This is a genomic window from Nocardia sp. No.11, from assembly GCF_038752175.1.
Classification (GTDB): Bacteria; Actinomycetota; Actinomycetes; order Mycobacteriales; family Mycobacteriaceae; genus Nocardia; species Nocardia canadensis.
On the sequence record NZ_JBCGFB010000004.1, the window covers coordinates 56022 to 77892 of the forward strand.

Here is a 21871-nt window from a genome sequence, read left to right on the forward strand (position 1 = left end):
TCGGTGGACAGAACAGCCCCCTTGTGATCGATAGTGGCGTCTCTGGTTCTACAGCTTAGGCGCGCCGGTGTGGGGTGGCGCTCGTTTGGTCGACGTTGCGGCAATTACCACACCTCGGTGCTTACCCGCGCGTAAGACGAACCGGGCGGTTTTGCGGCGTCGGGGCGGGCGCCACGCGGGTTGGCGGCGGCGCGCTCGCCGCGCGCACAGCAGAATGGGGGCTATGGAGAAAGCTCCCGGCAACACGGCGGTTCTCACGCCGCGCACCGAGCCCGCCGCGCAACCAGCGGGTTTCGCGGTCATGACCGACGAGGCCGGCAAGAAACGTGACCTCTTCAAGATGAAAGCGCTGGCCACCGGATTCCTGCTGGTGGCCAGCGCGGTGTACCTGTTCTGCCGTTGGCTCGAATCGCGCGGCTCCGGCGGCGAGTGGGTCGGCTACGTGCGGGCCGCCTCCGAGGCGGGCATGGTCGGCGCGCTGGCCGACTGGTTCGCGGTGACCGCGCTGTTCAAGCACCCGCTGGGCCTGCCGATCCCGCACACCGCGATCATCCGCAAGAAGAAGGACCAGCTCGGGTCGAGCCTGGGCGCCTTCGTGGGGACCAACTTCCTCGCGCCGGACGTGGTGTCGGCCCGGCTGGACTCCGCGCAGATCTCGCTGCGGGTCGGGCGCTGGATGGCCGATCCGGGCCACGCGGCGCGGGTGGCCCAGGAAAGCGCGACGATCCTGACCGCGGTGGTCGGCGTGCTGCGCGACGAGGACGTCGAGCAGATCATCGACAACACGATCGTCAAGCGGATCGCCGAACCGCTGTGGGGTCCGCCGCTCGGGCGGGTGCTCTCGGAGATGATCGCCGACAATCGCCAGCTGCCGCTGATCGACCTGCTGGCCGAGCGCGCGCATCAGTGGGCGCTGGGTTCGCAGGAGACGATCGATCGGATCGTGCTGCGCGACGCGCCGCAGTGGGCGCCGAAATTCGTCAACACGCTGCTGTCCGAGCGGATCTACCGGGAACTGGTCGAATTCACCTGGAAGGTGCGGTCGAATCCCGATCACGAACTCCGCAAGGCCGCCGATCGCTTCCTCCAGGATTTCGCCGACGATCTGCAGCACGACGACGCGATGATCGCCAAGGCGGAGAAGGTCAAGGCCGAGATCATGGGCCGCGAGCAGATCACCGGCATGGCCGAGGCGACCTGGCGCGCGGCCAAGCGGCTGATTCTGGAATCGGCCGACGACCCCGATTCCACGTTGCGCCGCAAGGTGGCCGAGAATGTGCAGCAGCTCGGTGAACGCTTGCGCGACGACCCGGCCATGCGCGGCAAGGTGGACGGCTGGATCGACCGCGGCGCCCGCTATCTGGTCGGTAACTACTCGGCCGAGATCACGACCCTGGTGACCGACACCGTCGCGCGCTGGGACGCCGACGAGGCGAGTCGCAAGATCGAACTGCAGGTCGGCCGGGATCTGCAGTTCATCAGGATCAACGGCACGGTCGTCGGCGCGCTGGCCGGCTTGGCCATCTACACGATCTCGCAGTTGCTGTTCCACTGAGCCGAACTGTTAGCCGAACCTGTGCTAACAGGAGTGCTTGCAATAGCTAGCACCCTGATTTAGTATTGACCGTACAACCGCCAGAAGGTGAGTGATGGCAGACCAGCCCGAGGGACGTGTAGCGCACGCGGCACAAGACATCGGAGGGTTCATCAGGTCCCAGCGCGAAGCCGCGCAGGTGTCCTTACGTCAGCTCGCCGCACTGGCGGGGGTGAGTAATCCGTACCTGAGCCAGATCGAACGCGGATTGCGTAACCCCTCCGCCGAAGTACTCGCGCAGATCGCCAAGGCGCTGCGGGTGTCCTCGGAGGTGTTGTATGTGCGGGCCGGATATCTCGAGCAGCGCCCGCACAGCCCGGTCAGGGACGCCCTGCTCGCGGACACTTCGGTGACCGAGCGGCAGAAACAGGTGTTGCTGGAAATCTATGAGTCGTTTCGCCGGGAAAACGGGGAAGAAACCGGCTCAGGGGGGATCGAACGGGACAGCGACGTTTCGTTCACGACAACTGACACTCCGCCACGCCAGGAGAACGAAGACTGATGACCGAGAAGACCGCTACCGTGACCAAGCCGCTGTTCGCCACCGTCGGTGCCGGTGACGCCATCTACACCGCCGTGAACGAGGTCGTCGCCGACGTCCGCGAGCGCGTCGCCACCACCGATGTGCAGGCCCGCGTCGACGAGGCCCGCGAGCGCATCGCCAACGTGCCCGCCGACGTGCAGGCCCAGTTCGACACCATCCGTGAGCGCATCGCCGGCCTGCCGTCGGAGCTGCCCGAGGACCTCGCCGAGCTGCGCGAGAAGTTCACCCCGGAAGAGCTGCGCAAGCTGGCCGAGCAGTACTACCGCCAGGCCCTCGACATCTACGCCGACCTCGCCGTCCGCGGTGAGGAGGCCGTCGACCGCCTGCGCGCCAACCAGGCCGTCGACGAGCAGATCGGTCGCGTGGAGAGCCTGTACAAGGATGCCTCCGCCCGCGCCGAGGATGCCCTCGCCAAGGTCACCGACCTGCTGGGCCGTGGCAAGGCCGAGGCCGAGGCCGTCGCCGACGAGGTCGCGGCTGTCGTCGATGCCGAGGTCGTCGCCGTGACCACCGAGGAGCCCGCGCCGGCTCCGGCCGCCAAGGCCCCCGCTGCCAAGAAGGCGCCGGCCAAGAAGGCCCCCGCGAAGAAGGCCGCCCCCAAGAAGGCCTGACACAGCACCGCGCACAGCGGCCCCGCACACCACTGGTGAGCGGGGCCGCTGTTCGTATGATGGGGGAGTGAACATGGTGAACGGTCTGACGTCGCTGATCCTGCTGGCCCTGTGGGTGGCGGCCTTCGGCGCGACGGTGTTCGCGCTCATCCACGCTGTGCGTCAGCGCGCGGACGCCTTCACGGCGGTCGACAAGATGACCAAGCCGATCTGGCTGGCGATTCTCGCCGGCGCGCTGGTCTTCCTGCTGCTCGGCATCGCCGGCTTCGGCATGTTGACCTCGTTCATCGCGATCATCGCGACGGGTGTGTACCTCGCGGATGTGCGTCCCAAGGTCGACGAGGTGCAGCGCGGCCCGCGCTGGTGACGACGCGCGCCGAATTTCCGGCGCGGATCCCTCGCGGTTCAGTGGTACGCGGTGTTACTGTATCTGGCAGTAACACAAAGGAGTGTGCCGATGCGTGCAAAGCTGCCGACGGCTCTGCTGAACCTGGTCGATTCCGCGTCCCTCGTGGTCAAGACCACCCTGGCGGCCCACCGGGCCGATCTGCGGACGCGAACCCACGGGGTCGCGGCGTTCGATCCGCCGACCGTGCCCGCGGACGTGATCCCCGTGGTCACCGCCGACGGCGCCCGGCTGCGAGTGCACGCCTACGGGCCCGTCGACGCGCCGGTCATGGTGCTGGTGCACGGCTGGACCTGCTCCATCGAGTACTGGAACGCCCAGATCAACGCCTTCGCCGGCGAGTACCGCGTGGTCGCCTACGACCAGCGCGGCCACGGTGAGAGCACCAACGGCTACGCCAAGCCGAGCCCGGCCCTGCTCGCCGACGACCTGGCCGACGTCCTCGACGCCGTGCTGCTGCCCGGTCAGCGGGCCGTGCTCGTCGGCCACAGCATGGGCGGCATGACGCTGATCTCCTGGGCCGGTCGTTTCTCCGAGCGCGTGGCCGATCAGGCCGCCGCGGTGGTGCTCACCAACACCGGCGCGCATTCGCTCGTCGAGGTGTCGACCATGGTCCCCGGCCTGAACCGGCCGCTGCGGATCCTGCGCGGCAAGCACCTGCCGACGCCGGACTGGCTGGGCAGGATCATCCTCGGCACCCCCGTGCTGTTCCCGCCGATCAAGCCCGTGCGCTGGATCTTCGCCCGCCAGGTGATGACGCTGGACACCCCGCGCCCGACCCTCGACTACGCGCTCTCGGTGGTCCGTGGTTGTCCGGCGATGACGCGCTCGCGCTGGGGCCTGGTCCTGGCCGAACTCCACCTGGGCGACGACGCCGCCAACCTCGTGGTGCCCACCACCGTGCTGGCCGGTGACCGCGACGACCTCACCCCGCCGCTGCACGCCGAGCGCCTCGCCGAGCTGCTGCGCCGCGCCGGCAACCTCGCCCGGCACAAGGTGCTGCCGACCGGCCATCTGGGCAACGTCGAACGCCACGACCTGTTCAACGCCGAACTGGCCGAGGTCATGGCCGCCGTCCGTGAGCCTGTGTACGCGGTGAGCTGAGCGCCTGCGAGGATGGGCGGATGAGTTCTGCCCCTGTGACCTCGGATGACCGCCGGTTCGTGCTGACCCTGGGCTGCCCGGACCGGCCGGGCATCATCGCCCGGATCTCCTCGTTCATCGCCGATTTCGGCGGCTCGATCGTGGAGGCCGGCTACCACTCCGACGGTGACATCGGCTGGTTCTTCACCCGGCAGGCGGTCAAGGCCGCGACCGTGCCGTTCGGCATCGACGAACTGCGCGCCCGCTTCGCCGAGGTGGCCGCCGAGTTCGGTCCCGAGACCGACTGGCAGCTGCACGACTCGGGGGCGCCGCGCCGGGCGGTGCTGCTGGTCAGCAAGGACGGGCACTGCCTGCACGACCTGCTCGGGCGCGCGGCCGCCGGCGAGCTGCCCGCCACCATCGAGGCCGTCATCGGCAACCACCCCGACCTGGCCGGGATGACCGAGGCGCACGGCGTGAAGTTCCACTACGTGCCGTTTCCGAAGGACCCGGCCGAGCGGGGCCCGGCCTTCGAACAGGTCCGCGATCTCGTCGACGCCCACGATCCGCATGCCGTCGTCCTCGCCCGCTTCATGCAGGTGCTGCCCGCCGAACTGTGCGCGCACTGGGCGGGCCGGGCGATCAACATCCACCACAGCTTCCTGCCGTCGTTCGTCGGCGCGCGCCCGTACCACCAGGCCTACGCGCGCGGGGTGAAGCTGATCGGCGCGACCTGTCACTACGTCACCGCCGAACTGGACGCGGGGCCGATCATCGAGCAGGACGTCATCCGCGTCGACCACGCCGACGACGTGCGCGACATGGTGCGGCAGGGCCGCGACATCGAGCGGGTCGTGCTGGCGCGCGGGCTGCGGTGGCACCTGGAGGGCCGGGTGCTCGTGCACGGCCGCCGCACGGTCGTCTTCGAGTAACTGCTCAGAGGTCGTAGAACGGCGCCGGGTAGCGGAACTCGCCGGTGACGGCCGGGTCGTAGGCCGTCATCGGACGGACCTGGAAGAACTCCGTCCAGTCGGCCTCGTCCGGCACGATGCCGAGCCGGGCGCCGGGCACGAACCCGAAGCGGGTGTAGTAGTCGGGATTGCCGACCAGGCCGACGACCGATTCGTCGAGCGCGTCGGCGGCCCCGAGCGCGGCGTGCATCAACGCCGAACCGACCCCGGTCTTCTGATGGTCGGGATCGACGCCGAGCGGGCCGAGCGCGAGCACCGGGAACGGGCCGATTCCCGCCCTGGTGAGGCACAGGTGCCCGACGACGGTGTCGTACTCGAGCGCGACCAGCGACAGCGTGGGCATCCACGATTCGTCGGTGCGCAGCGCGTCGACGAGCGCTACCTCGGGTGGTTCGGTGATCGCCGGGTCGTCGGCGTAGTGGGGGGTGAAGGCGTCGCGGTGGATGGCGGCGATGGCCGCGGCGTCCGCTGGGGTCTCTCGACGGATCAGCACAATCGTCTCCGTATCCTCGGCGGCCGGCGCCGGTCGAAAACCGCCACGCTTAAGTCTCCCGGATTCGGGTACACCCGCGCAACGCTGTTCGCGTGGCGGCCTGCGCGGCGGCGGCCGTGTTGCGGTGTGTCATGCTCGAGACCATGACCGTCTCGACACCGCTGACCCGGGCCGACGTGGCCGCGATGATCGATCACACCCTGCTCGCCCCCGAAGCCACACCGGCCCAGGTCCAGGAGCTGATCGCCGAGGCGCGCACGCTCGGCGTGTACGCGATCTGCGTGTCGCCCTCGATGCTGCCGGTGCGGGCGCCGGGGCTGGTCGTCGCGACCGTCGCCGGTTTCCCGTCCGGCAAACACCACTCGCTGGTCAAGGGCGCCGAGGCGCGCTTCGCGGTCGAGCAGGGCGCGGCCGAGGTCGACATGGTCATCGATGTGGGCGCCGCGCTGGCCGGTGATTTCAACGCCGTGCTCACCGACGTCATCACGGTGCGCGAGGCGACCACCGATCGCGGCGCCGTGCTCAAGGTGATCATCGAATCGGCCGCGCTCACCGACGAGGCGATCGTCGGCGCGTGCCGGGCCGCCGAGGAGGGCGGCGCCGACTTCGTGAAGACCTCCACCGGATTCCACCCGGCGGGCGGGGCCAGCGTGCACGCGGTCCGGCTGATGGCCGAGACCGTCGGCGGCCGCCTCGGCGTCAAGGCCAGCGGTGGCATCCGCACCGCCGAGGACGCGGCCGCGATGATCGCGGCGGGCGCCACCCGGCTCGGGCTGTCCAAGTCCGCCGCGGTGCTCGACGGGTTTCCCGGCTAGCGCCATCAGCAGGTGAAGTCGGCCTGCCGACCGTCGGGCGCGCTCTCGAGCGTGGTCTTGCCACCCGCGAGGTGCACGGTGACGCCGTCGTCGGTGACCCGCACCTCCTGCGCGCGCAGGCCGAGCGGGTAGCTCTGCAGGCTCTGGGTGAAGGTCTCGACGATGCCCTGCACCAGGTCGGTGGGCAGGCCGATACCGAGCAGCTGCGCCGACTTGGTCTCCACCACGACATTGCCGTTGCGCACCATGGGCTGCACCTGCAGCTGGGCCAGGCCGCCGATCACGTCGAGGGTGAGCACGCCGGTGGTGCGCGAGGAGCTCACGCCGCTGACCATGCCGCCGAGGGTCTGCTGGATGCCGTCGTTGTTCCAGGTCACCTCGGCCGAGGAACCGCCGATGGTGCCGCCGCCGCGGCCGTGGTCGGTGAGCTCGATGTCGTCGAACTCCGCGTGCACCACCATCCCGACCGCGGGACCGAACTTGTTGTCCTCGCTGTCGATGGTGACCGAGCCGACCTTGCCGTCGAGGTAGGTGAGCAGCATCGGCTTCGGGCCGAAGCCCACGTCGATGGTGGACCCCATCTGCTGCTCGAACGAGCTGCTGATGCAGCGCGAGATCTGGTGGCGGGCATAGGCTTCGGTGCCCACGATCGCGGCCACCAGCAGCGCGGCGACCACGACCAAGGCGATCACCAGCGTGCGCCGACCTACCTTGGGGCGTTGGGGTGTCTGCGTGGTCATGGCATCGGATTCTTCCCGAACTTTCTGTGTCTGCTCTGAGGACGGCGTGAAAGCCTTCGCAGCAAAGTGTGACCTGGCACACTCCGGCGGGCGTAGCCTGGATCCATGACTGGCGAGGGTGTGCGCCGGGTGCAGGGGACGGCGGATCATCGGTGGCGCGTGCTACGGCGGCTCGCCGGTCGGCACGCGGGCTTCTTCACGACCCGTCAGGTATTGCGGACCGGGTGTGAGGTGCAGGTCAGAGCGGCGCTCGGGGACGGCTCGGTGACCAGGGCCGGTGTCGGGATGATGCGGCTGGCGCAATGGCGGGCCGGTCCGCTCGACGAGTACGCGATGTGGGCGGCCTGGTTCGACGGCGCCGCGGCGGTGTCGTATCAGAGCGCTGCCGAGCTGCACGGGATCGGCCGATTACAGCCGCGGTTCCTGCACCTGTCGGTGTCGGCGGGGCGTCCGCCGGTGACGCCGCGACTGGTGCTGACCCGGCGCAAACTGGACGGGCCCGATGTCGAGTCGGCCGGGCCGTTCCTGGTCACCACGCCGGTGCGCACCGTGCTCGATCTGGCCGAGACCGAGATCTCGCAGTCGGCGCTGGACGAGGTGGTCGCCGACGCGGTCGCCATCCACCGCTGCGACATCGACGAGATCTGGTGGGGCGGACAGCAACTCGCCCCGCGTGCGGCCGCACGGGTGCGCCGGGCGTTAACCGGCGTCTGACCAGCCGTTCGGCGCGACCACCTGCCACGGCACCGACAGCACGCAGTCGCGCATCCGGCGGCGATACGCGCGCACCGGAAAACCGCTCTCGCGCAACAGCTCCGAGGCCCCGCGCCAGCGGATACGCGGACCGAACGGGGCCAGCGCCGCCGAGCGATCCCAGGCGCGGTCGGCCGCGGTGAGCAGCGCGTGCACCGGTTCGCCCGGAATATTGCGGTGGATCAGCACTTTCGGGAGTCGCTCGGCGATATCGGACGGGCGCTCGACGGTGAACGGGTCCCAGGCCAGCGTCAGCGAGAGCGGGCGGTGCCGGTCGAGCAGCACCCAGGCGCAGCGGCGGCCGAGTTCGTCGCAGGTGCCGTCGACGAGCAGACCGCCCGGCGCGAGATTCGACCGGATGCGCGACCACGCGTCGGGGACGGCGTCCTCCGGGTACTGGCGCAGCACGTTGAACGCGCGGACCAGCACCGGGCGCAGTCCGGCCAACTCGAAACCGCCGCGGGCGAAGCGCACACCGTCGCGGCCCTCGACGACCCTGGCGGGGTCGATCTCGAGCCCGACCACCCGCAGATCGGGGCGCACGGTGCGCAGCCGCGCGGCCAGTTCGAACGTCGTCCACGGCGCGGCGCCGTAGCCGAGGTCGACGATCAGCGGATCGGCGGCCGCGCGCAGGCGCTCGGTCACCAAGTCGTCGTGGGTCAGCCAGCGGTCGCTGCGGCGCAGGCGGTTGACGCCGGTCGTGCCGCGGGTGATGGTGCCGACCGGGAGCGGTCGTTTGCGGTCCACGGCGGTCGTCGGGGCGCGAGTGCGTCAGACCGTCTTCTTCGCGGCGGCCTCTTCCAGCCAGCGCGAGGTCTCCTCTTGCTCGGCCCGGAACAGGTCGACGAGGTTCACCAGCATCAGCTGTTCCAGGCGCGGGCCGACCATCGGGATGAACACCTTGGCGGTGGGGGAGAAGCGCATGGTCGCGCCGGTCTCGGTGGGGAACAGCCGGATGTCGCCGTTGAGGCTGCCCGGGCCGGCCGGGATCGAGGCGGAGAAGGTGCCCTCGGTCTCCTCGCGCTCGAACGGGCCCCAGCTCTCCTTGCGGGTGATGACCATGTCCTTGCGCATCACCGTCTGGGCGATCTCGGGGAGCATCTCGCGCGGCAGGGTGTGGGCGAGCACCACATCGATGCCGGAGTCGCTCACCTCGTGGCTGATCACCTCGTTGTGCGGGGAGTACTTCCGCATCTCGGCGACGCGCGCTTCCCAGTAATCCCTGCTCTGCAGCGCCGCGTAGAGCTCTTCGGCGGTGTGCAGCGGGTAGCGGGCGGAGTAGTCAAGTCGACGTGCCATGAGGGAGCAGTGTATTTGGAGCGCTGGCGCGCTCGAGTCGGCGGCCCCTTGTGTCCCGCCGGTCAGGCACCGTGGCTTGCTCCTTCGTCGCGTACGCCACGGCGCCTGACCGGCGGGACGGCCGCCGACGGCCGACTGTGTCGGCCTGCGGAAGGAGTCAGCGGGTGGCGAGCCACTGCTCGGTGAAGCCGGCCTCGTTGGCCAGCAGTTCCAGCAGGTGCTCGGAGATCGCGGCCTCGATCTTGCCGCCGAACAGCGGGATCTTCACCTCGATGCTGCCGCTGATGGTGGCGACCGAGCCGGTGCCCTCGTCGGTCAGGGTGACGATGGCGCTGACCTTGGCGGGCGCGCCGTCGACGTGCGCCTCGATGGTGCCGGTCGTGCCGGTGTAGCTCTCGGTGCGCGGAATCACCAGGTCGCCAGGGCGCACCGCGGTGATCGCGGGCGGCAGCTGATCGGCGGGGATCGACTGGACCATCTGCACGCGCACCTGGTCACCGGTGATGCCGAAGGAATCCAGCCGGGCGCCGGGCCCGCCGACCTCCTCGATACGAGCCTTCCAGTACTGCTCGTCGGAGAACGCCGCGCGCACGGCCTCGACCGGCTTGGTGTAGCGAGCCGTGTACGCCAGAGGTGTAGCCATGCGCGACAGGCTACCGTCTTGTGACGTGGGAACAACTCAGGTGGTGTCCGCCGATCAGGTGCGTGACCTCCTCGCCGATACCGGCGCGGTGGTGCGGGAATCGGTGCGTTTGTCCGAACTGACGACCCTGCGGGTCGGCGGGCCCGCGCTGGTCGCCGAATGCGACAGCACCGAGGCGCTGATCGCCACGGTGTCGGCGCTGGACGCGGCCGGGATCCGGGTGCTGCTGATCGCCGGTGGGTCCAACCTGCTCATCGACGACGCCGGCTTCGACGGGGTCGTCGTCCGGGTGGGCACCACCGGTGTGCGGATCGGCGCGGACAGCGTGTTCGCCGAGGCGGGGGCGAACTGGGACGCGGTCGTCGCGGCGACCGTGGCGGCCGGCCTGGGCGGGCTGGAATGCCTGTCGGGGATTCCCGGCTCGGCCGGGGCGACGCCGGTGCAGAACGTCGGCGCGTACGGCGCCGAGGTGTCCACGCTGCTGCGCCGGGTGCGGTTGCTCGATCGCACGACCGGTGCGGTCCGCTGGGCCGAGCCGGGCGAACTCGGCTTCGCGTACCGCACCAGCGTGCTCAAGCACAGCGACGACGCGGTGGTGCTGGCGGTGGAGTTCGCGCTCGACCCGTCCGGGCTGAGCGCCCCACTGCGCTACGGCGAACTGGCCAGGGTGCTCGGCGCGGGCGACGGCGAGTCCCGTCCGGCCGCGGCCGTGCGCGCGGAGGTGCTGCGGCTGCGCGCGGGCAAGGGCATGGTGCTCGACCCCGCCGACCACGACACCTGGAGCGCGGGCTCGTTCTTCACCAATCCCGTGGTGCCCGAGGACCGGCTGCCGCAGGTGCTCGGGGCCATCACCGCTCATCTCGGCGAGGTGTCGGTGCCGACCTACCCCGCGCCCGACGGCACCAAGCTCTCGGCGGGCTGGCTGATCGAGCGCGCCGGCTTCGCCAAGGGCTTCCCCGGCGAGCAGGCCGCGGCCCGGCTCTCCACCAAGCACACCCTCGCGCTGACCAACCGTGGCGCGGCCACCGCCGCCGACATCGTCGAGCTGGCTCGCACGGTCCGCGCCGGCGTCGAGGAACGGTTCGGCGTGCGGCTGGAACCGGAGCCGGTGACGGTCGGCCTGACCCTCTGAGCCCGGCGGTCGCGCGGCCCGGTCGGTAGCCCGGCGTACATTCGATGCCGTGAGCAAACCTTCGGTAACCGCCTCGTCGCGTGCGCGCGGGACGGCAGTTCGGCATGTCCGGCGCGCGTTGGCCGCCGACAGGCGTGGCGTGGGTGTTCGGCGCGGACGCCCCGTGGTTGCGGTGATCTTGCTGGCGGTGCTCGTCGTGCTGACGGGCTGCACCATCGACCGACCCGGCGGCGACGCCGCACCCGCGGGCCCGGTCGCCCGGGTCACCGTGACGCCCGCGGCGGGCGCGACCGACGTCGCGCCGGTCACCCCCGTGTCGGTGACCGTCGCCGACGGCCGGATCGATCAGATCGCACTCACCAACGCCAACGGCAAGCAGGTCGCGGGCACCTTCGGGCCCGATCGCGCGAGCTACCAGGTCACCGAGCCGCTGGGCTACGACACCACCTACACCTGGACCGGCACGACGATCGGCACCGACGGCAAGCCGGTCCCGATCGACGGCACCTTCACCACGTTGACGCCGAAGTCGACGATCCCGGCCACGATCAACATCGGGGACGGTCAGGAGGTCGGCATCGCGGCCCCGATCATCATCAAGTTCACGGGCCCGGTCACGAACAAGGCGGCGGTGGAGAAGGCGCTCACCGTCACCACCGACCCCGGCACCGAGGGCTCGTGGGCGTGGCTGCCCGACGACGGCGGTTCGCGGGTGCACTGGCGGCCCAAGGACTACTGGACGCCCGGCACCACCGTGCATGTCGCGGCCGAGCTCTATGGCGTCGACCTGGGCGGCGGCGCCTACGGCGACTCCGACCTGACTTCCGATTTCACCATCGGCCGCAGTCAGATCGTGATCGCCGACGCGCCGAGTCATCGCATGCAGGTGGTCCGCGACGGCGTCACCGTCTTCGATTTCGCCGTCTCCTACGGCGAGGGCAACGAGCCGCGCAACGTCACCCGCTCGGGCACCCACGTGGTCACCGAGAAGTACGAGGACTTCATGATGTCGAATCCGCCGTACTACACCAACGTTCGCGAACGTTGGGCCGTGCGCATCTCCAACAACGGCGAATTCATCCACGCCAACCCCGAATCCCTGTCGGCCCAGGGCTCGTCCAACGTCACCAACGGCTGCATCAACCTCTCACCCGCCGACGCCCAGGCCTACTTCCCGACCGCCCGCTACGGCGACCCGGTCGAGGTCACCGGCACCTCCATTCCCCTCTCCCAGGCCGACGGCGACATCTACGACTGGTCCATCGACTGGCCCACCTGGCAGTCGATGTCGGCCCTCCCCGCGGGTGCGCCCACCACCGGAGCAGCTGCGCCGAGGTAGCTTCGCGGAACGTGTCCACTCTGTTCAAACTGTCAGTGCGCGAATAGCATTGGCCGATGTGAGCATCTCCGGGGGGACCCGGAATCCGGGTGACGGTCTGTCCGTCGTATCCGATGAAGTAAGTGGGCTCGGCAATTATCTGTCCGACCTGATCTATGACGGGGGCTCGCAACTGCTGAATTCCCTTGCCGCGCTGGACCAGTTTCGCTCGGAGTAGCGGTCGGCAGCTATCTGCAACAGGGTGAGACCAACGCCGCTGAAGCTCGATAGTCTCGACGGCCGCGTCGGCGAGGTCCTGTCTGGCAGTTGGAGCGGTATCGCCGCATCGACAGCGTGCGTACCGCGGGCACGTCGGCCCGACCGGCGCGAGACCGCTACGTCGCTGTGGGCGAGTGTGGGCTGGGACATCGATGCCAGGGATTATCAGAAAATGCACCCCGCGGGAGACGAGTAGGTACCAGGTGGCGTTGGACATTGTTGTGCAGGACATGAACCACGCTGAGCTGCAGCGCTTCGGGGACGATGCGGAGGAGACGTTGTTCCGGCTGTGCGCGGCCCAGCCCGATACCAGCGTGGTCCGGGGGGTCTACCGCTACGGCGACACCATGTTCAACCGGCACCAACTGGGCATGATCCTCGATCAGATCGACGGAATCGAGGTGCGGACCGATGCCGAACGGGTGGCCGTCGACCTGCTGCGGAGGTCCGCGTCGATCGCGCTCCGCGCCAATGGGTATCTCATGTTCATCGGTGACTGACGGGCTCGATCCTGGTTCTGATCCGAAGAATGAACCCCGGCCGAGACGGTTCGGGGTTCATTCCGTTCGCGACGGTCAGACCAGGGCGGGGACGCGGGTGGGCCAGCGGGTGTGGTTGGGGTCGATGACGTAGGGGTGGGTGTGCTGGTAGCGGCCGGGGGCGATTTCGGTGGCGTCGGTGAGGATGGCCGGGTCGACGGTGCCGAAGTCGTGGATGTGGGTGATCTCGGCGGGGTCGTGGCGGGGCCACAGGCGGATCGCGGCGGTGACGCCGAGGGCGGCGATGACGGCCAGGGTGATCCAGGTGGTGGTGAAGCCCGCGGTGGTGGCCAGCCAGCCGGTGATCGGGTAGGTGATCAGCCAGGCTAGGTGCGAGAGCGAGAACTGGGCGGCGAAGAGGGCGGGGCGGTCCTGCGCGCGGGCCGAGCGGCGCAGCACGCGACCGGTGGGGGTGAGGACCAGGCCGGTGCCCGCGCCGATGACGGCCCAGGTGGCCAGGGCGGCGGCCCAACTCCAGTCGCCGATGCTCGCGGTCGACAGGGTGATCGCCGCGACCAGGCCGGTGACCAGGACGGCCGCGCCGGTGAGCATCACCGGACGTTCGCCGCGCCGGTCCAGGATCTTGGGCAGGGTCAGGGCGACGAGCATGGTGCCGAACCCGTTGGCGGCCAGCAGCAGCGCGACGCCGGACTGGTCGCCGCCGAGCACGTCGCGGGCGTAGTTGACGGTGTTGACCATGACCACCGAGCCCGCCGCGGCGACCACCAGGTTCAGTCCGAGTAGCCCGCGCAGTCGTGGGGTGGCCGCGAACAGCCGCAGGCCGGCGGCGAGACGCTGCCCGATCGCGCCGTCGCCGACCACCGCGTTCGGGATCCGCGCCGCCATGACCAGGGCGACCGAGACCGCGAAGCCGATGCCGGTGCCGACGAACAGCCAGTGGAAGCTGATCAGGCTCAGGGCCAGCGCCGCCAGCATCGGGCTGAGCAGGGTTTCCATGGTCGCGGCCAGCTGGGCGGCCGAGAGCGCCTTCGTGTAATCGCGCTCGTCGGGCAGGATGTCCGGCAGCACGGCCTGGTAGGTGGGGGTGTAGGCGGCCGAGGCGATCTGCAGCAGGGTGATCAGCACGTAGATCTGCCAGATCTGGTCGACGAACGGCAGGGCCAGCACGATGCCGCCGCGAATGCCGTTGAGCGCCATCAGGAATTGCCTGCGCGGCAGCCGTCCCGCGTAGGCGCCCGCGATCGGGGCGACGATCACGTAGGCGACCATCTTCAGCGTCAGCGCGGTGCCGAGCACGATCGCGGCGTTGCCGCCCGCCAGCTCGTAGGCGAGCAGGCCGAGGGCGACCGTGGTGAGACCGGTGCCGAACAGGGCGGCGACCTGGGCGGTGAACAGCAGGCGATAGTCCCGGTGGGCGAACAGTGAGGTGGTCATGATGGTCGGCCCTTCTGGGTAATGCATGGTCTCTTATCTGCGTATGGATGCAACTATATACCCATGGGGGGTATTCCCGTCAAGGGGCGGACTGTGTCCGCTTGACCTGAAGGGAGGTTGAGGTAGCACCGTGGTGCGCAGCGGCGGCCGAGCGGCTGCCACCTAGTCGGAGGAACACATGAGCGCCACGGTTGAGCACGCCCGCACCGCCATTCGCCCGCTGCGGGTCGTCGTCGTCATCGGCAGCACCAGGCAAGGGCGCTTCGGTCCCACCGTCGCCGACTGGTTCGTCCGGCAGGCGGCGCTGCGCGACGCGATCGAGGTCGACGTGGTCGACGCCGGGCAGGTCGAACTGCCGCGGGTCTTCGGCGCTGCCGCCGAGCACCCCTCGGTGGCCGAGGCCACCGACAAGCTCGCCCGCGCCGACGCCTTCGTCGTGGTGACGCCCGAGTACAACCACAGCTACCCGGGCACGCTCAAGAACCTGATCGACACCCACCACACCGAATGGCAGGCCAAGCCGGTCGGCTTCGTCTCCTACGGCGGTATCTCCGGCGGCCTGCGGGCGGTGGAACACCTGCGCCCGGTCTTCGCCGAACTGCACGCGGTCACCGTCCGCGACTCGGTCGCCCTGCCCAATCCGTGGGGCCGGTTCGACGAGGCGGGCGCACTGAGCGACCCGGGCGCCGCCGATGCCGCCGCGGTCCTGCTCGACCAGCTCCTCTGGTGGGGCGAGGCCCTGCGCGCCGCCCGCGCCGTGCGCCCGTACGGGAAGTGATCGCCGTGCTGACCCCGACCACGACAGCCCCACCCGTCACCCGCGATCCGATGCGCATCGCGCTGGTGCTGGTGGTGGGCATGATCATGGCGACGCTCGATCAGACGATCGTCAACGTCGCCATCAACAAACTCTCCGTCGAGTTCGACGCGGGACTGAGCACGATCCAGTGGGTGGCCACCGGCTACTCGCTCGCCCTCGGCGCCGTGGTGCCGACCTCGGCGTGGCTGGTCGGTCGCTTCGGCGCCAAACGGCTGTATCTGACGGCGATCGCGGCGTTCGCGGTCGGCTCGGTGCTGGCGGGGCTGGCCTGGAACATCGAGTCGCTCATCGCCTTCCGGCTGGTGCAGGGCGCGAGCGGCGGGCTGCTGATGCCGGTGGCGATGACCATCCTGCTGCGCGCGGCCGGGCCGGAGCGGCTCGGCCGGCTGATGAGCACCCTCGGCCTGGCGATCCTGGTCGGCCCGCTGCTGGGGCCGGTGATCGGCGGCTACCTGATCGACGAGGTGTCCTGGCGCTGGATGTTCTTCCTGAACCTGCCGCTGGGCGCGCTGGTGCTGGTGTTGGCGGCCCGGGTGGTGCCCGACGATGCGCCGGAGCCGCCGCGTCCGCTCGACGTGCTCGGCCTGCTGCTGATGTCGCCGGGGCTGGCGCTGGTGATCTACGGCGTGACCGCGGCGGGGGAGAACGCGGGCTTCGCTTCGGCCGCGGTGCTGGTGCCGCTGCTGGCCGGCGCCGGGCTCATCGTCGCCTTCGTGCTGCGCTCGCTGAGCATCCCGGTTCCGCTGCTGGATCTGCGGGTCCTGGGCAATCGCACGACCGGGATCTCCGCCGCGTTGCTGGCGTTGTTCGCGAGCGGCTACTTCGGGTCGATGCTGTTGCTGCCGTTGTACTTCCAGGTGGTGCGTGGCGAATCGGCGCTGGTGGCGGGCGCTCTCGGGATTCCGTTCGCGCTGGCCTCGGGCGCCACCATGCAGGTCGCGGGCCGGCTGATCGATCGGATCCCGCCCGGCCGCTATCTGCCGGTGTCGATCACGGTGGCGCTCACCGGTTTCGTGCTGTTCGTGCTCCAGCTCGACGCGGACGCGCCGTACTGGGCGCTCGGCCTGACCATGCTGCTGATGGGCGCCGGTGGCGGCGGCACCATGATGCCGGTGATCACCACCGCGACCCGGCCACTGAGCCGGGCGCAACAGCCGGCCGGGTCGACGGTGCTGAACATGATCAGCACCACCGCGATGGCGGTCGGCACCGCGGTCAGCTCCGTGACACTGGGCGCCCTGCTCCCGGTGACCGGCGGGCTCCAGGCCCTGCACGGCATGAGTCGCGACCAGCGCGCCGACCTGGCTCCGGCACTGGCCGAGGCGTTCCAGCACACCTACTGGATCGCCCCGGTCATGATCGCCCTGGCGATGATCCCGGCGCTGCTGCTGCCGCGCCGCGCCGAAGCGTGAGGTCGACCGTCACCCGGTCGGCCACACCACTGCCTGGGCGACGATGACGTTCGTCCCGTCGAAGGTGACTGCTGGGCCCTCGTGGAGTTCGTAGCCCAGGGCCAGCGCCGCGCTCACCCGTCGGCAGAACGTCTCGTCGTCCGGGCCGGTCAGGACTCGATAGGCCGGTAGTCCGTCCGGTGGTTCGCTCATGCGGGCGATTATCCGCTACGCGGACTCGGTGGCGCGTTCCTTGCTCAGCGCCTCGGTCTGCTCGGTGCTCAGTCCCTGCTGCTTGGCCAGCAGATCGCGGATCTCGATGAGCAGCTCGGTCTCGGTCGGCTCGGCGGCCTTGGTGGTGCCGAACTTGTTCTTCAGCGACTTCATCGGCAGCATCAGCACGAAGTACAGGACCGCCGCGACCATGAAGAAGTCGATGAACGCGGTGATGATCGGGCCGAGCGCGATGAAGGTGGCCGGCTTGTCGGCGATCAGCTGGACGCCGAGACCCAGTTCGTTGGTCGAGCCGAAGACCGCGAGCAGCGGGTTGACGATTCCCTTGGTGAACGAGGTCACGACGGCGGTGAACGCGGTGCCCATGACCACCGCGACCGCCAGATCGATGACGTTTCCACGCATCAGGAAGTCTTTGAACCCGTCGAACACGGACTTGATACTGCGCATCGGTGAAGTACTCCTAGGACTGGCTATCGGCAAACGTGGCGATGTTATCGACCGTTCCAGTCGGTAGCGAATTCGCAGCTATGCCTCGGCCCGGTCCTGGGCAGTATCGGTTCCCCCGGTCCGGCTCGCCACTCGGGCAGCCGTGGCCCCCGGATTCGGTTGCCCGGTCCGGGGATTGAACGTCGCAGGTCAGGAGCGTCGCGCGAAGCTGCCGGGGCCTGCCTGGTCACGGGGCTTGACGACGATCGTGTCGAGGTTCACGTGTGCGGGCCTGCTCGCCACGAAGCCGACGATCTCGGCGATGTCCTGCGCGTAGAGCGGATCGATGCCCTGGTAGACCTTCGCCGCGCGCTCGGCGTCGCCGTCGAAGCGGACCAGGGAGAACTCGGTCTCCACCGCGCCGGGCGCGATCTCGGTGAGCCGCACCGGCTGCCCGAGCAGTTCGTCGCGCAGGGTGCGGTGCAGCACGGCCTGGGCGTGCTTGGCCGAGGTGTAGCCCGAGCCGTTCGGGTAGGCGTGGAAGGCGGCGATGGAGGTGATGGTGACGATCAGGCCGTCGCCGGAGTCGATCAGCTTCGGCAGCAGCGCCTTGGTCAGGCGCAGGGTGCCCAGGACGTTGGTCTCCCACATCCAGCGCCAGTCGTCGAGGTCGGCCTCGGCGACCGTGGCCAGGCCCTTGGCGCCGCCGGCGTTGTTGACCAGCACGTCGACCCGGTCGATCGAGTCGGTGAACGCGCGCACCGATTCCTCGGCGGTGACGTCGAGCTCGACGGCGGTGCCGCCGATCTCCTCGGCGAGCCGCTGCACCCGGTCGAACCGCCGGGCGCCCACATAGACGTGGTAGCCCTGCTTGGCGAGTTCCCGGGCGGTGGCTTCACCGATTCCCGAGCTGGCTCCGGTGACGACGGCGGTGCGAGTGCTCATGTGGATTGATCTTATTCGCCGTGGATTCGCCGTCGCCATGGCTGGGATCACGCTGATGTGGACCGGCGTTAGCCTGTCGGCATGGCTATTCGTGATGCTGTCAGTGCCGACGGAACCAGGATCGTCTACCGGGTCAGCGGCCCGGAGACCGGCAGGCCGCTGGTGCTGCTGCACGGCTGGGCGGGCAATCTGCGCTGCTGGGGCGCGGCCGCCGACGATCTGGCGCAGCGCTACCGCGTCGTCGCCGTCGACCTGCGCGGGCACGGGTACTCCGACGATCCGGGCGCCGGGTACGACGATCCCAAGGCGTGGGCCGCCGATGTCGCCGCCGTGCTGGCGGCCGAGGGCATCGCCTCGGGGGCGGTGTTGCTGGGCTGGTCCTACGGCGGCATCGTCGCCACCGACTACCTCGCCACCTACGGCGCTGCCGCCGTCGCCGCGGTCGTCTACTGCGGTGCCCCGGCCAATATCGGCCCGAAGGTGCCCGGCGCCGCCACCGGTCCGGCCATGGAGAAGGCGATTCCGGGCGTCTTCGACGAGGCGGCCGGGCGCGCGGTGCGCGGTTTCTCGGCGTTCGGCAACGCCAACACCGGTCCCGGCGCGGACAAGGGCGTCGACGCCCAGCGCCTGTTCGGCACCAGCCTGGCCACCCCGCCTTCGGTGCGGAAGGCGCTGTTCTACCGGACCATCGACAACACCGACACCCTGCGCGGTCTCGACATTCCGGTGCTGGTCCTGCACGGCACCGAGGATCCGGTGGTGCCCGCCGCCAACGGCCGCTACATCGCCGACAATGCCCCTAACGCCCGCCTCTCGCTGTGGGAGGGCGCCCAGCACGGGCTCTTCATCGAGGACCGCCCGCGCTTCTTCGCCGAGGTCAGCGCGTTCGTCGACGCGCTGGACTGAGTTCGGGCGGCGGACCCGCGCCCCCGCCGCTGTGAACTGTGAATGTTTCAGAAATGCGGGTGGGGGCAGCCTGACCTGCCTAACCTCTCTCGCACGGTCTCGTTCTCGGCCGGGCAGGGAGGTGACGCATGAGCGTCCTGGCACGGTGTGGGTTGCTTCTCGTCGCGGGGCTGGTGTGCGCCCACGCGGTCGCGGGCGCGGCGCCGCCCGATCCGCGCGGTGTGGACGCCGCGCGGCTGATCTCGGCGACGCCGGGGCAGGGTCGGGTCGTCGACCTGGTCGTGTACTCGGGGGCGATGGGCAAGCCGGTGCACGTCGCCGTGCTGCCCGCCGCCGACCGCGCGGCCGCGGCGCCGGTGCTGTACCTGCTCAACGGGGTCGACGGCGGCAGCGCCACCGGTGACTGGCGCGACGGCGGAAACTGGCTGACCCGCACCGACTCCGAGCAGTTCTTCGCCGACGAGCAGGTCACCGTGGTGATGCCGATCGGCGGCGCGGGCAGCTACTACGCCGACTGGCGCGCCGACGATCCGGTGCTCGGCCGCCAGCGCTGGACGACCTTCCTCACCCGCGAACTCCCCCGGGTGATCGACGCCGAATTCCGCGGCACCGGAGCCAATGCCATCGCCGGGGTCTCGATGGCGGGTACCGCGGCCTTCCAGCTGGCCCTGGCCGCGCCGCAGCTCTATCGCGCGGTGGGTAGCTACAGCGGTTGCGTGTCCACCAGCGGCCCGCAGGGCCACGCCATCGTCAACACTGTCGTCTCCGGCCAGAACGGCGACCCGGTGAACATGTGGGGACAACCCGGCGACCCGCTCTGGGCCGCCAACGACCCCTTCCTGCACGCCGACCGGCTGCGCGGCCTGGCCATCTACGTGGCCTCCGGCACCGGCCTGCCCGGCGACCTCGACACCACGGCGGGTCCCGGCATCGGCGGCGACCCGATGAAGCTGCTCGACCAGCTCCTCGTCGGCGGCGCCCTCGATGCCGTCACCGGCCTGTGTACCCGCCAATTGGCCGTCCGCTTCGGCGAACTCGGCATCCCCGCCACCGTCGACCTGCGTCCCGCCGGCACCCATTCCTGGGGCTACTGGAACGACGACCTGCACCGCTCCTGGCCGTTGTTCGCGCGCGCTCTGCGCCTCGGATGAATCGAATATTCGCTGTCCGATCGCGCGAGCGAACGATGCCGGAAAAGAATCCGGTGGGTCTTTTCACAGCAAATGCGAGGCGATTCCGGCTGCCCGCGGAGTTCGCAATATTGCACTCTATGGGTACGGGTTCGGGCGCTGTTACCGCAGGTAGTCGGCGCTGTTTCGGCCGGTCATCGTGGTGTCGGGAGCCGATGTGATACGACTGTGATTGTGTCCTGTGCCTAAGGAGTTCGAACGCACAGGCGCGCCATAAATCTTCTGGTAATCGTCACAATGTTCCGGTGAATTCGTGTGTAGCGTTCGGGAATGCCGTTTGATCGCAGAGGAAGTGGGTTCGGCGTCGAGAGCGGAGTTCGATGATGTTCGGTCGGGCAGTGGGCACTCGGATCGCCGGGGTGATGCTGGCGGTGCTCGCGGGGTCGGTGGTCGCGGTGCCAGCCGCGGCCGAGCCCGTGGCACGGATCGAGGACCGGCGGATCGAGGCCGATCGCACCATCGACATCGGGGTGTACTCGCCCGCGATGGACACCGTCGCCCGGGCACGCGTGCTGCGGGCCGCCGACCCGAATTCGCCTGCGCCGACGCTGTATCTGCTCAACGGGGTCGGCGGCGGCAGCGACGGGAACTGGCTCGATCGCACCGACGTCGTCGAATTCTTCAAGGACAAACAGGTCAATGTGGTGATCCCGTTCGGCGGGGCGGGCAGTTACTTCGCCGACTGGCGCGCCGACGATCCGGTGCTCGGCAAGCAGCGCTGGACCACCTTCCTCACCAAGGAGCTCCCGCCGGTGATCGACGCCGCGTTCGGCGGCACCGGCGCCAATGCCATTGCGGGACTGTCGATGGCGGGCACCGCGGTGTTCCAGCTCGCGCTCGCCGAACCGGGGCTGTATAGGGCGATCGGGTCCTACAGCGGGTGTGTGCGCACCAGCGACCTGCGGGGACAGGCGATCGTGAGCGCGGTGGTCGGCAGCAGGCTCGGCAACGTCCGCAACATGTGGGGGCCGCCGACCGATCCGGCGTGGACGGCCAACGATCCCTACCTGCACGCGGAGATCTTCCGCGGCACCGAGGTGTACCTGTCCTCCGGCAACGGGATTCCCGGACCGTTCGACACCATCGGCGTCGGGGACGACCCGGTGCAGCGGACCATGGAACTGCTCTTCGGCGCGTCGCTGGAGGCGGTCACCGGCACCTGCACCCAGCAGCTGCGCGACCGGCTGCAATCGCTCGGGATCCCCGCGACCGTCGATCTGCGACCCAACGGCACCCACTCCTGGGGCTACTGGCAGCAGGATCTGCACAAGTCCTGGCCGCTGTTCGAGAGGGCGCTGCACCGCTGATCCCGCCGCGAACGCCATGTCCGAAATTCGCTGG

The 21871-nt window shown here is 69.7% G+C and carries 25 protein-coding genes; 16 read left to right on the plus strand and 9 right to left on the minus strand.

What is annotated here, in order from left to right; all coding sequences use genetic code 11:
• Positions 1 to 223 precede the first annotated feature (223 nt).
• The 6 genes from V8688_RS02535 (at position 224) to purU (ending at position 5170) form a co-directional block, all read left to right on the plus strand.
• Complete coding sequence (locus V8688_RS02535) at positions 224 to 1555, plus strand: DUF445 family protein (protein ID WP_218722018.1); 1332 nt, start codon at positions 224 to 226, stop codon at positions 1553 to 1555.
• Between the two features lie 94 nt (positions 1556 to 1649).
• Positions 1650 to 2096, plus strand: a complete 447-nt coding sequence (locus tag V8688_RS02540) for a helix-turn-helix transcriptional regulator (RefSeq protein ID WP_071932013.1) — start codon at positions 1650 to 1652, stop codon at positions 2094 to 2096.
• Positions 2096 to 2749 (plus strand): heparin-binding hemagglutinin, encoded by a 654-nt coding sequence (locus V8688_RS02545; RefSeq protein ID WP_342800079.1) that lies wholly within the window; start codon positions 2096 to 2098, stop codon positions 2747 to 2749. Before V8688_RS02540 ends, V8688_RS02545 begins: the two co-directional genes overlap by 1 nt.
• 73 nt (positions 2750 to 2822) lie before the next feature.
• Positions 2823 to 3116, plus strand: coding sequence for a DUF2516 family protein (locus V8688_RS02550; protein WP_342800085.1), 294 nt, complete (start codon positions 2823 to 2825; stop codon positions 3114 to 3116).
• 90 nt (positions 3117 to 3206) lie between these two features.
• Positions 3207 to 4259: an alpha/beta hydrolase gene (locus tag V8688_RS02555; RefSeq protein WP_316576223.1), complete on the plus strand. Its 1053-nt coding sequence runs from the start codon at positions 3207 to 3209 to the stop codon at positions 4257 to 4259.
• Positions 4260 to 4279: 20 nt separating this feature from the next.
• A complete protein-coding gene (gene purU, locus V8688_RS02560; protein ID WP_218722017.1) occupies positions 4280 to 5170 on the plus strand; it encodes a formyltetrahydrofolate deformylase in 891 nt (296 codons plus the stop codon).
• A 4-nt stretch (positions 5171 to 5174) separates the two neighbouring features.
• Here purU and V8688_RS02565 read toward each other — a convergent pair whose 3' ends face one another.
• On the minus strand, positions 5175 to 5702 hold the full coding sequence (locus V8688_RS02565; protein WP_218722016.1) for an N-acetyltransferase: 528 nt from the start codon (positions 5700 to 5702) through the stop codon (positions 5175 to 5177).
• Between the two features lie 143 nt (positions 5703 to 5845).
• Between V8688_RS02565 and deoC the strand changes: the two genes are divergently transcribed.
• Complete coding sequence (deoC, locus tag V8688_RS02570) at positions 5846 to 6517, plus strand: deoxyribose-phosphate aldolase (RefSeq protein ID WP_255588735.1); 672 nt, start codon at positions 5846 to 5848, stop codon at positions 6515 to 6517.
• 5 nt (positions 6518 to 6522) lie between these two features.
• Here the strand turns inward: deoC and V8688_RS02575 are convergent, their stop codons facing one another.
• Complete coding sequence (locus V8688_RS02575) at positions 6523 to 7257, minus strand: DUF2993 domain-containing protein (RefSeq protein WP_218722014.1); 735 nt, start codon at positions 7255 to 7257, stop codon at positions 6523 to 6525.
• A 105-nt stretch (positions 7258 to 7362) separates the two neighbouring features.
• Between V8688_RS02575 and V8688_RS02580 the strand changes: the two genes are divergently transcribed.
• Positions 7363 to 7971: a hypothetical protein gene (locus V8688_RS02580; RefSeq protein ID WP_218722013.1), complete on the plus strand. Its 609-nt coding sequence runs from the start codon at positions 7363 to 7365 to the stop codon at positions 7969 to 7971.
• On the opposite strand, the gene V8688_RS02585 is transcribed toward V8688_RS02580, so the two are convergent.
• The 3 genes from V8688_RS02585 to V8688_RS02595 all read right to left on the minus strand — a co-directional run bounded on the left by V8688_RS02585 (position 7957) and on the right by V8688_RS02595 (position 9952).
• Positions 7957 to 8757: a class I SAM-dependent methyltransferase gene (locus V8688_RS02585; RefSeq protein ID WP_342800080.1), complete on the minus strand. Its 801-nt coding sequence runs from the start codon at positions 8755 to 8757 to the stop codon at positions 7957 to 7959. The two genes, V8688_RS02580 and V8688_RS02585, sit on opposite strands and share 15 nt — an antisense overlap.
• 24 nt (positions 8758 to 8781) lie before the next feature.
• The gene (locus V8688_RS02590) at positions 8782 to 9309 is read right to left on the minus strand and encodes a DUF2505 domain-containing protein (RefSeq protein WP_218722011.1); all 528 of its coding nucleotides are present in this window, start codon (positions 9307 to 9309) and stop codon (positions 8782 to 8784) included.
• A 157-nt stretch (positions 9310 to 9466) separates the two neighbouring features.
• The gene (locus V8688_RS02595) at positions 9467 to 9952 is read right to left on the minus strand and encodes a DUF2505 domain-containing protein (RefSeq protein WP_218722010.1); all 486 of its coding nucleotides are present in this window, start codon (positions 9950 to 9952) and stop codon (positions 9467 to 9469) included.
• Between the two features lie 40 nt (positions 9953 to 9992).
• On the opposite strand from V8688_RS02595, the gene V8688_RS02600 reads away from it, so the two are divergent.
• The 3 genes from V8688_RS02600 to V8688_RS02610 all read left to right on the plus strand — a co-directional run bounded on the left by V8688_RS02600 (position 9993) and on the right by V8688_RS02610 (position 13181).
• The gene (locus V8688_RS02600; RefSeq protein ID WP_342800086.1) at positions 9993 to 11084 is read left to right on the plus strand and encodes a UDP-N-acetylmuramate dehydrogenase; all 1092 of its coding nucleotides are present in this window, start codon (positions 9993 to 9995) and stop codon (positions 11082 to 11084) included.
• A 199-nt stretch (positions 11085 to 11283) separates the two neighbouring features.
• Positions 11284 to 12423: an Ig-like domain-containing protein gene (locus V8688_RS02605; RefSeq protein ID WP_342800087.1), complete on the plus strand. Its 1140-nt coding sequence runs from the start codon at positions 11284 to 11286 to the stop codon at positions 12421 to 12423.
• 488 nt (positions 12424 to 12911) lie between these two features.
• Positions 12912 to 13181: a hypothetical protein gene (locus V8688_RS02610; protein ID WP_218722008.1), complete on the plus strand. Its 270-nt coding sequence runs from the start codon at positions 12912 to 12914 to the stop codon at positions 13179 to 13181.
• Between the two features lie 75 nt (positions 13182 to 13256).
• Here the strand turns inward: V8688_RS02610 and V8688_RS02615 are convergent, their stop codons facing one another.
• Positions 13257 to 14615, minus strand: a complete 1359-nt coding sequence (locus tag V8688_RS02615) for an MFS transporter (protein ID WP_218722007.1) — start codon at positions 14613 to 14615, stop codon at positions 13257 to 13259.
• Between the two features lie 178 nt (positions 14616 to 14793).
• On the opposite strand from V8688_RS02615, the gene V8688_RS02620 reads away from it, so the two are divergent.
• Together V8688_RS02620 and V8688_RS02625 are read left to right on the plus strand one after the other, a co-directional pair.
• Positions 14794 to 15393: an NAD(P)H-dependent oxidoreductase gene (locus tag V8688_RS02620; RefSeq protein WP_218722006.1), complete on the plus strand. Its 600-nt coding sequence runs from the start codon at positions 14794 to 14796 to the stop codon at positions 15391 to 15393.
• A gap of 5 nt (positions 15394 to 15398) precedes the next feature.
• Positions 15399 to 16847, plus strand: a complete 1449-nt coding sequence (locus tag V8688_RS02625) for a DHA2 family efflux MFS transporter permease subunit (RefSeq protein WP_316576219.1) — start codon at positions 15399 to 15401, stop codon at positions 16845 to 16847.
• Positions 16848 to 16856: 9 nt separating this feature from the next.
• Here V8688_RS02625 and V8688_RS02630 read toward each other — a convergent pair whose 3' ends face one another.
• The 3 genes from V8688_RS02630 to V8688_RS02640 all read right to left on the minus strand — a co-directional run bounded on the left by V8688_RS02630 (position 16857) and on the right by V8688_RS02640 (position 18434).
• A complete protein-coding gene (locus V8688_RS02630) occupies positions 16857 to 17039 on the minus strand; it encodes a DUF1737 domain-containing protein (RefSeq protein ID WP_218722004.1) in 183 nt (60 codons plus the stop codon).
• Positions 17040 to 17054: 15 nt separating this feature from the next.
• Positions 17055 to 17510 carry a large conductance mechanosensitive channel protein MscL gene (gene mscL, locus V8688_RS02635; RefSeq protein WP_255588734.1) on the minus strand — a complete coding sequence of 152 codons (456 nt, stop codon included), beginning with the start codon at positions 17508 to 17510 and terminating at the stop codon, positions 17055 to 17057.
• A 189-nt stretch (positions 17511 to 17699) separates the two neighbouring features.
• Positions 17700 to 18434, minus strand: coding sequence for an SDR family NAD(P)-dependent oxidoreductase (locus V8688_RS02640; protein ID WP_316576218.1), 735 nt, complete (start codon positions 18432 to 18434; stop codon positions 17700 to 17702).
• An 81-nt stretch (positions 18435 to 18515) separates the two neighbouring features.
• On the opposite strand from V8688_RS02640, the gene V8688_RS02645 reads away from it, so the two are divergent.
• The 3 genes from V8688_RS02645 (at position 18516) to V8688_RS02655 (ending at position 21837) form a co-directional block, all read left to right on the plus strand.
• The gene (locus V8688_RS02645; RefSeq protein ID WP_316576217.1) at positions 18516 to 19340 is read left to right on the plus strand and encodes an alpha/beta hydrolase; all 825 of its coding nucleotides are present in this window, start codon (positions 18516 to 18518) and stop codon (positions 19338 to 19340) included.
• A 128-nt stretch (positions 19341 to 19468) separates the two neighbouring features.
• A complete protein-coding gene (locus V8688_RS02650) occupies positions 19469 to 20491 on the plus strand; it encodes an alpha/beta hydrolase family protein (RefSeq protein ID WP_218722001.1) in 1023 nt (340 codons plus the stop codon).
• A gap of 401 nt (positions 20492 to 20892) precedes the next feature.
• Positions 20893 to 21837 carry an alpha/beta hydrolase family protein gene (locus tag V8688_RS02655; RefSeq protein WP_342800088.1) on the plus strand — a complete coding sequence of 315 codons (945 nt, stop codon included), beginning with the start codon at positions 20893 to 20895 and terminating at the stop codon, positions 21835 to 21837.
• Positions 21838 to 21871 lie beyond the last annotated feature (34 nt).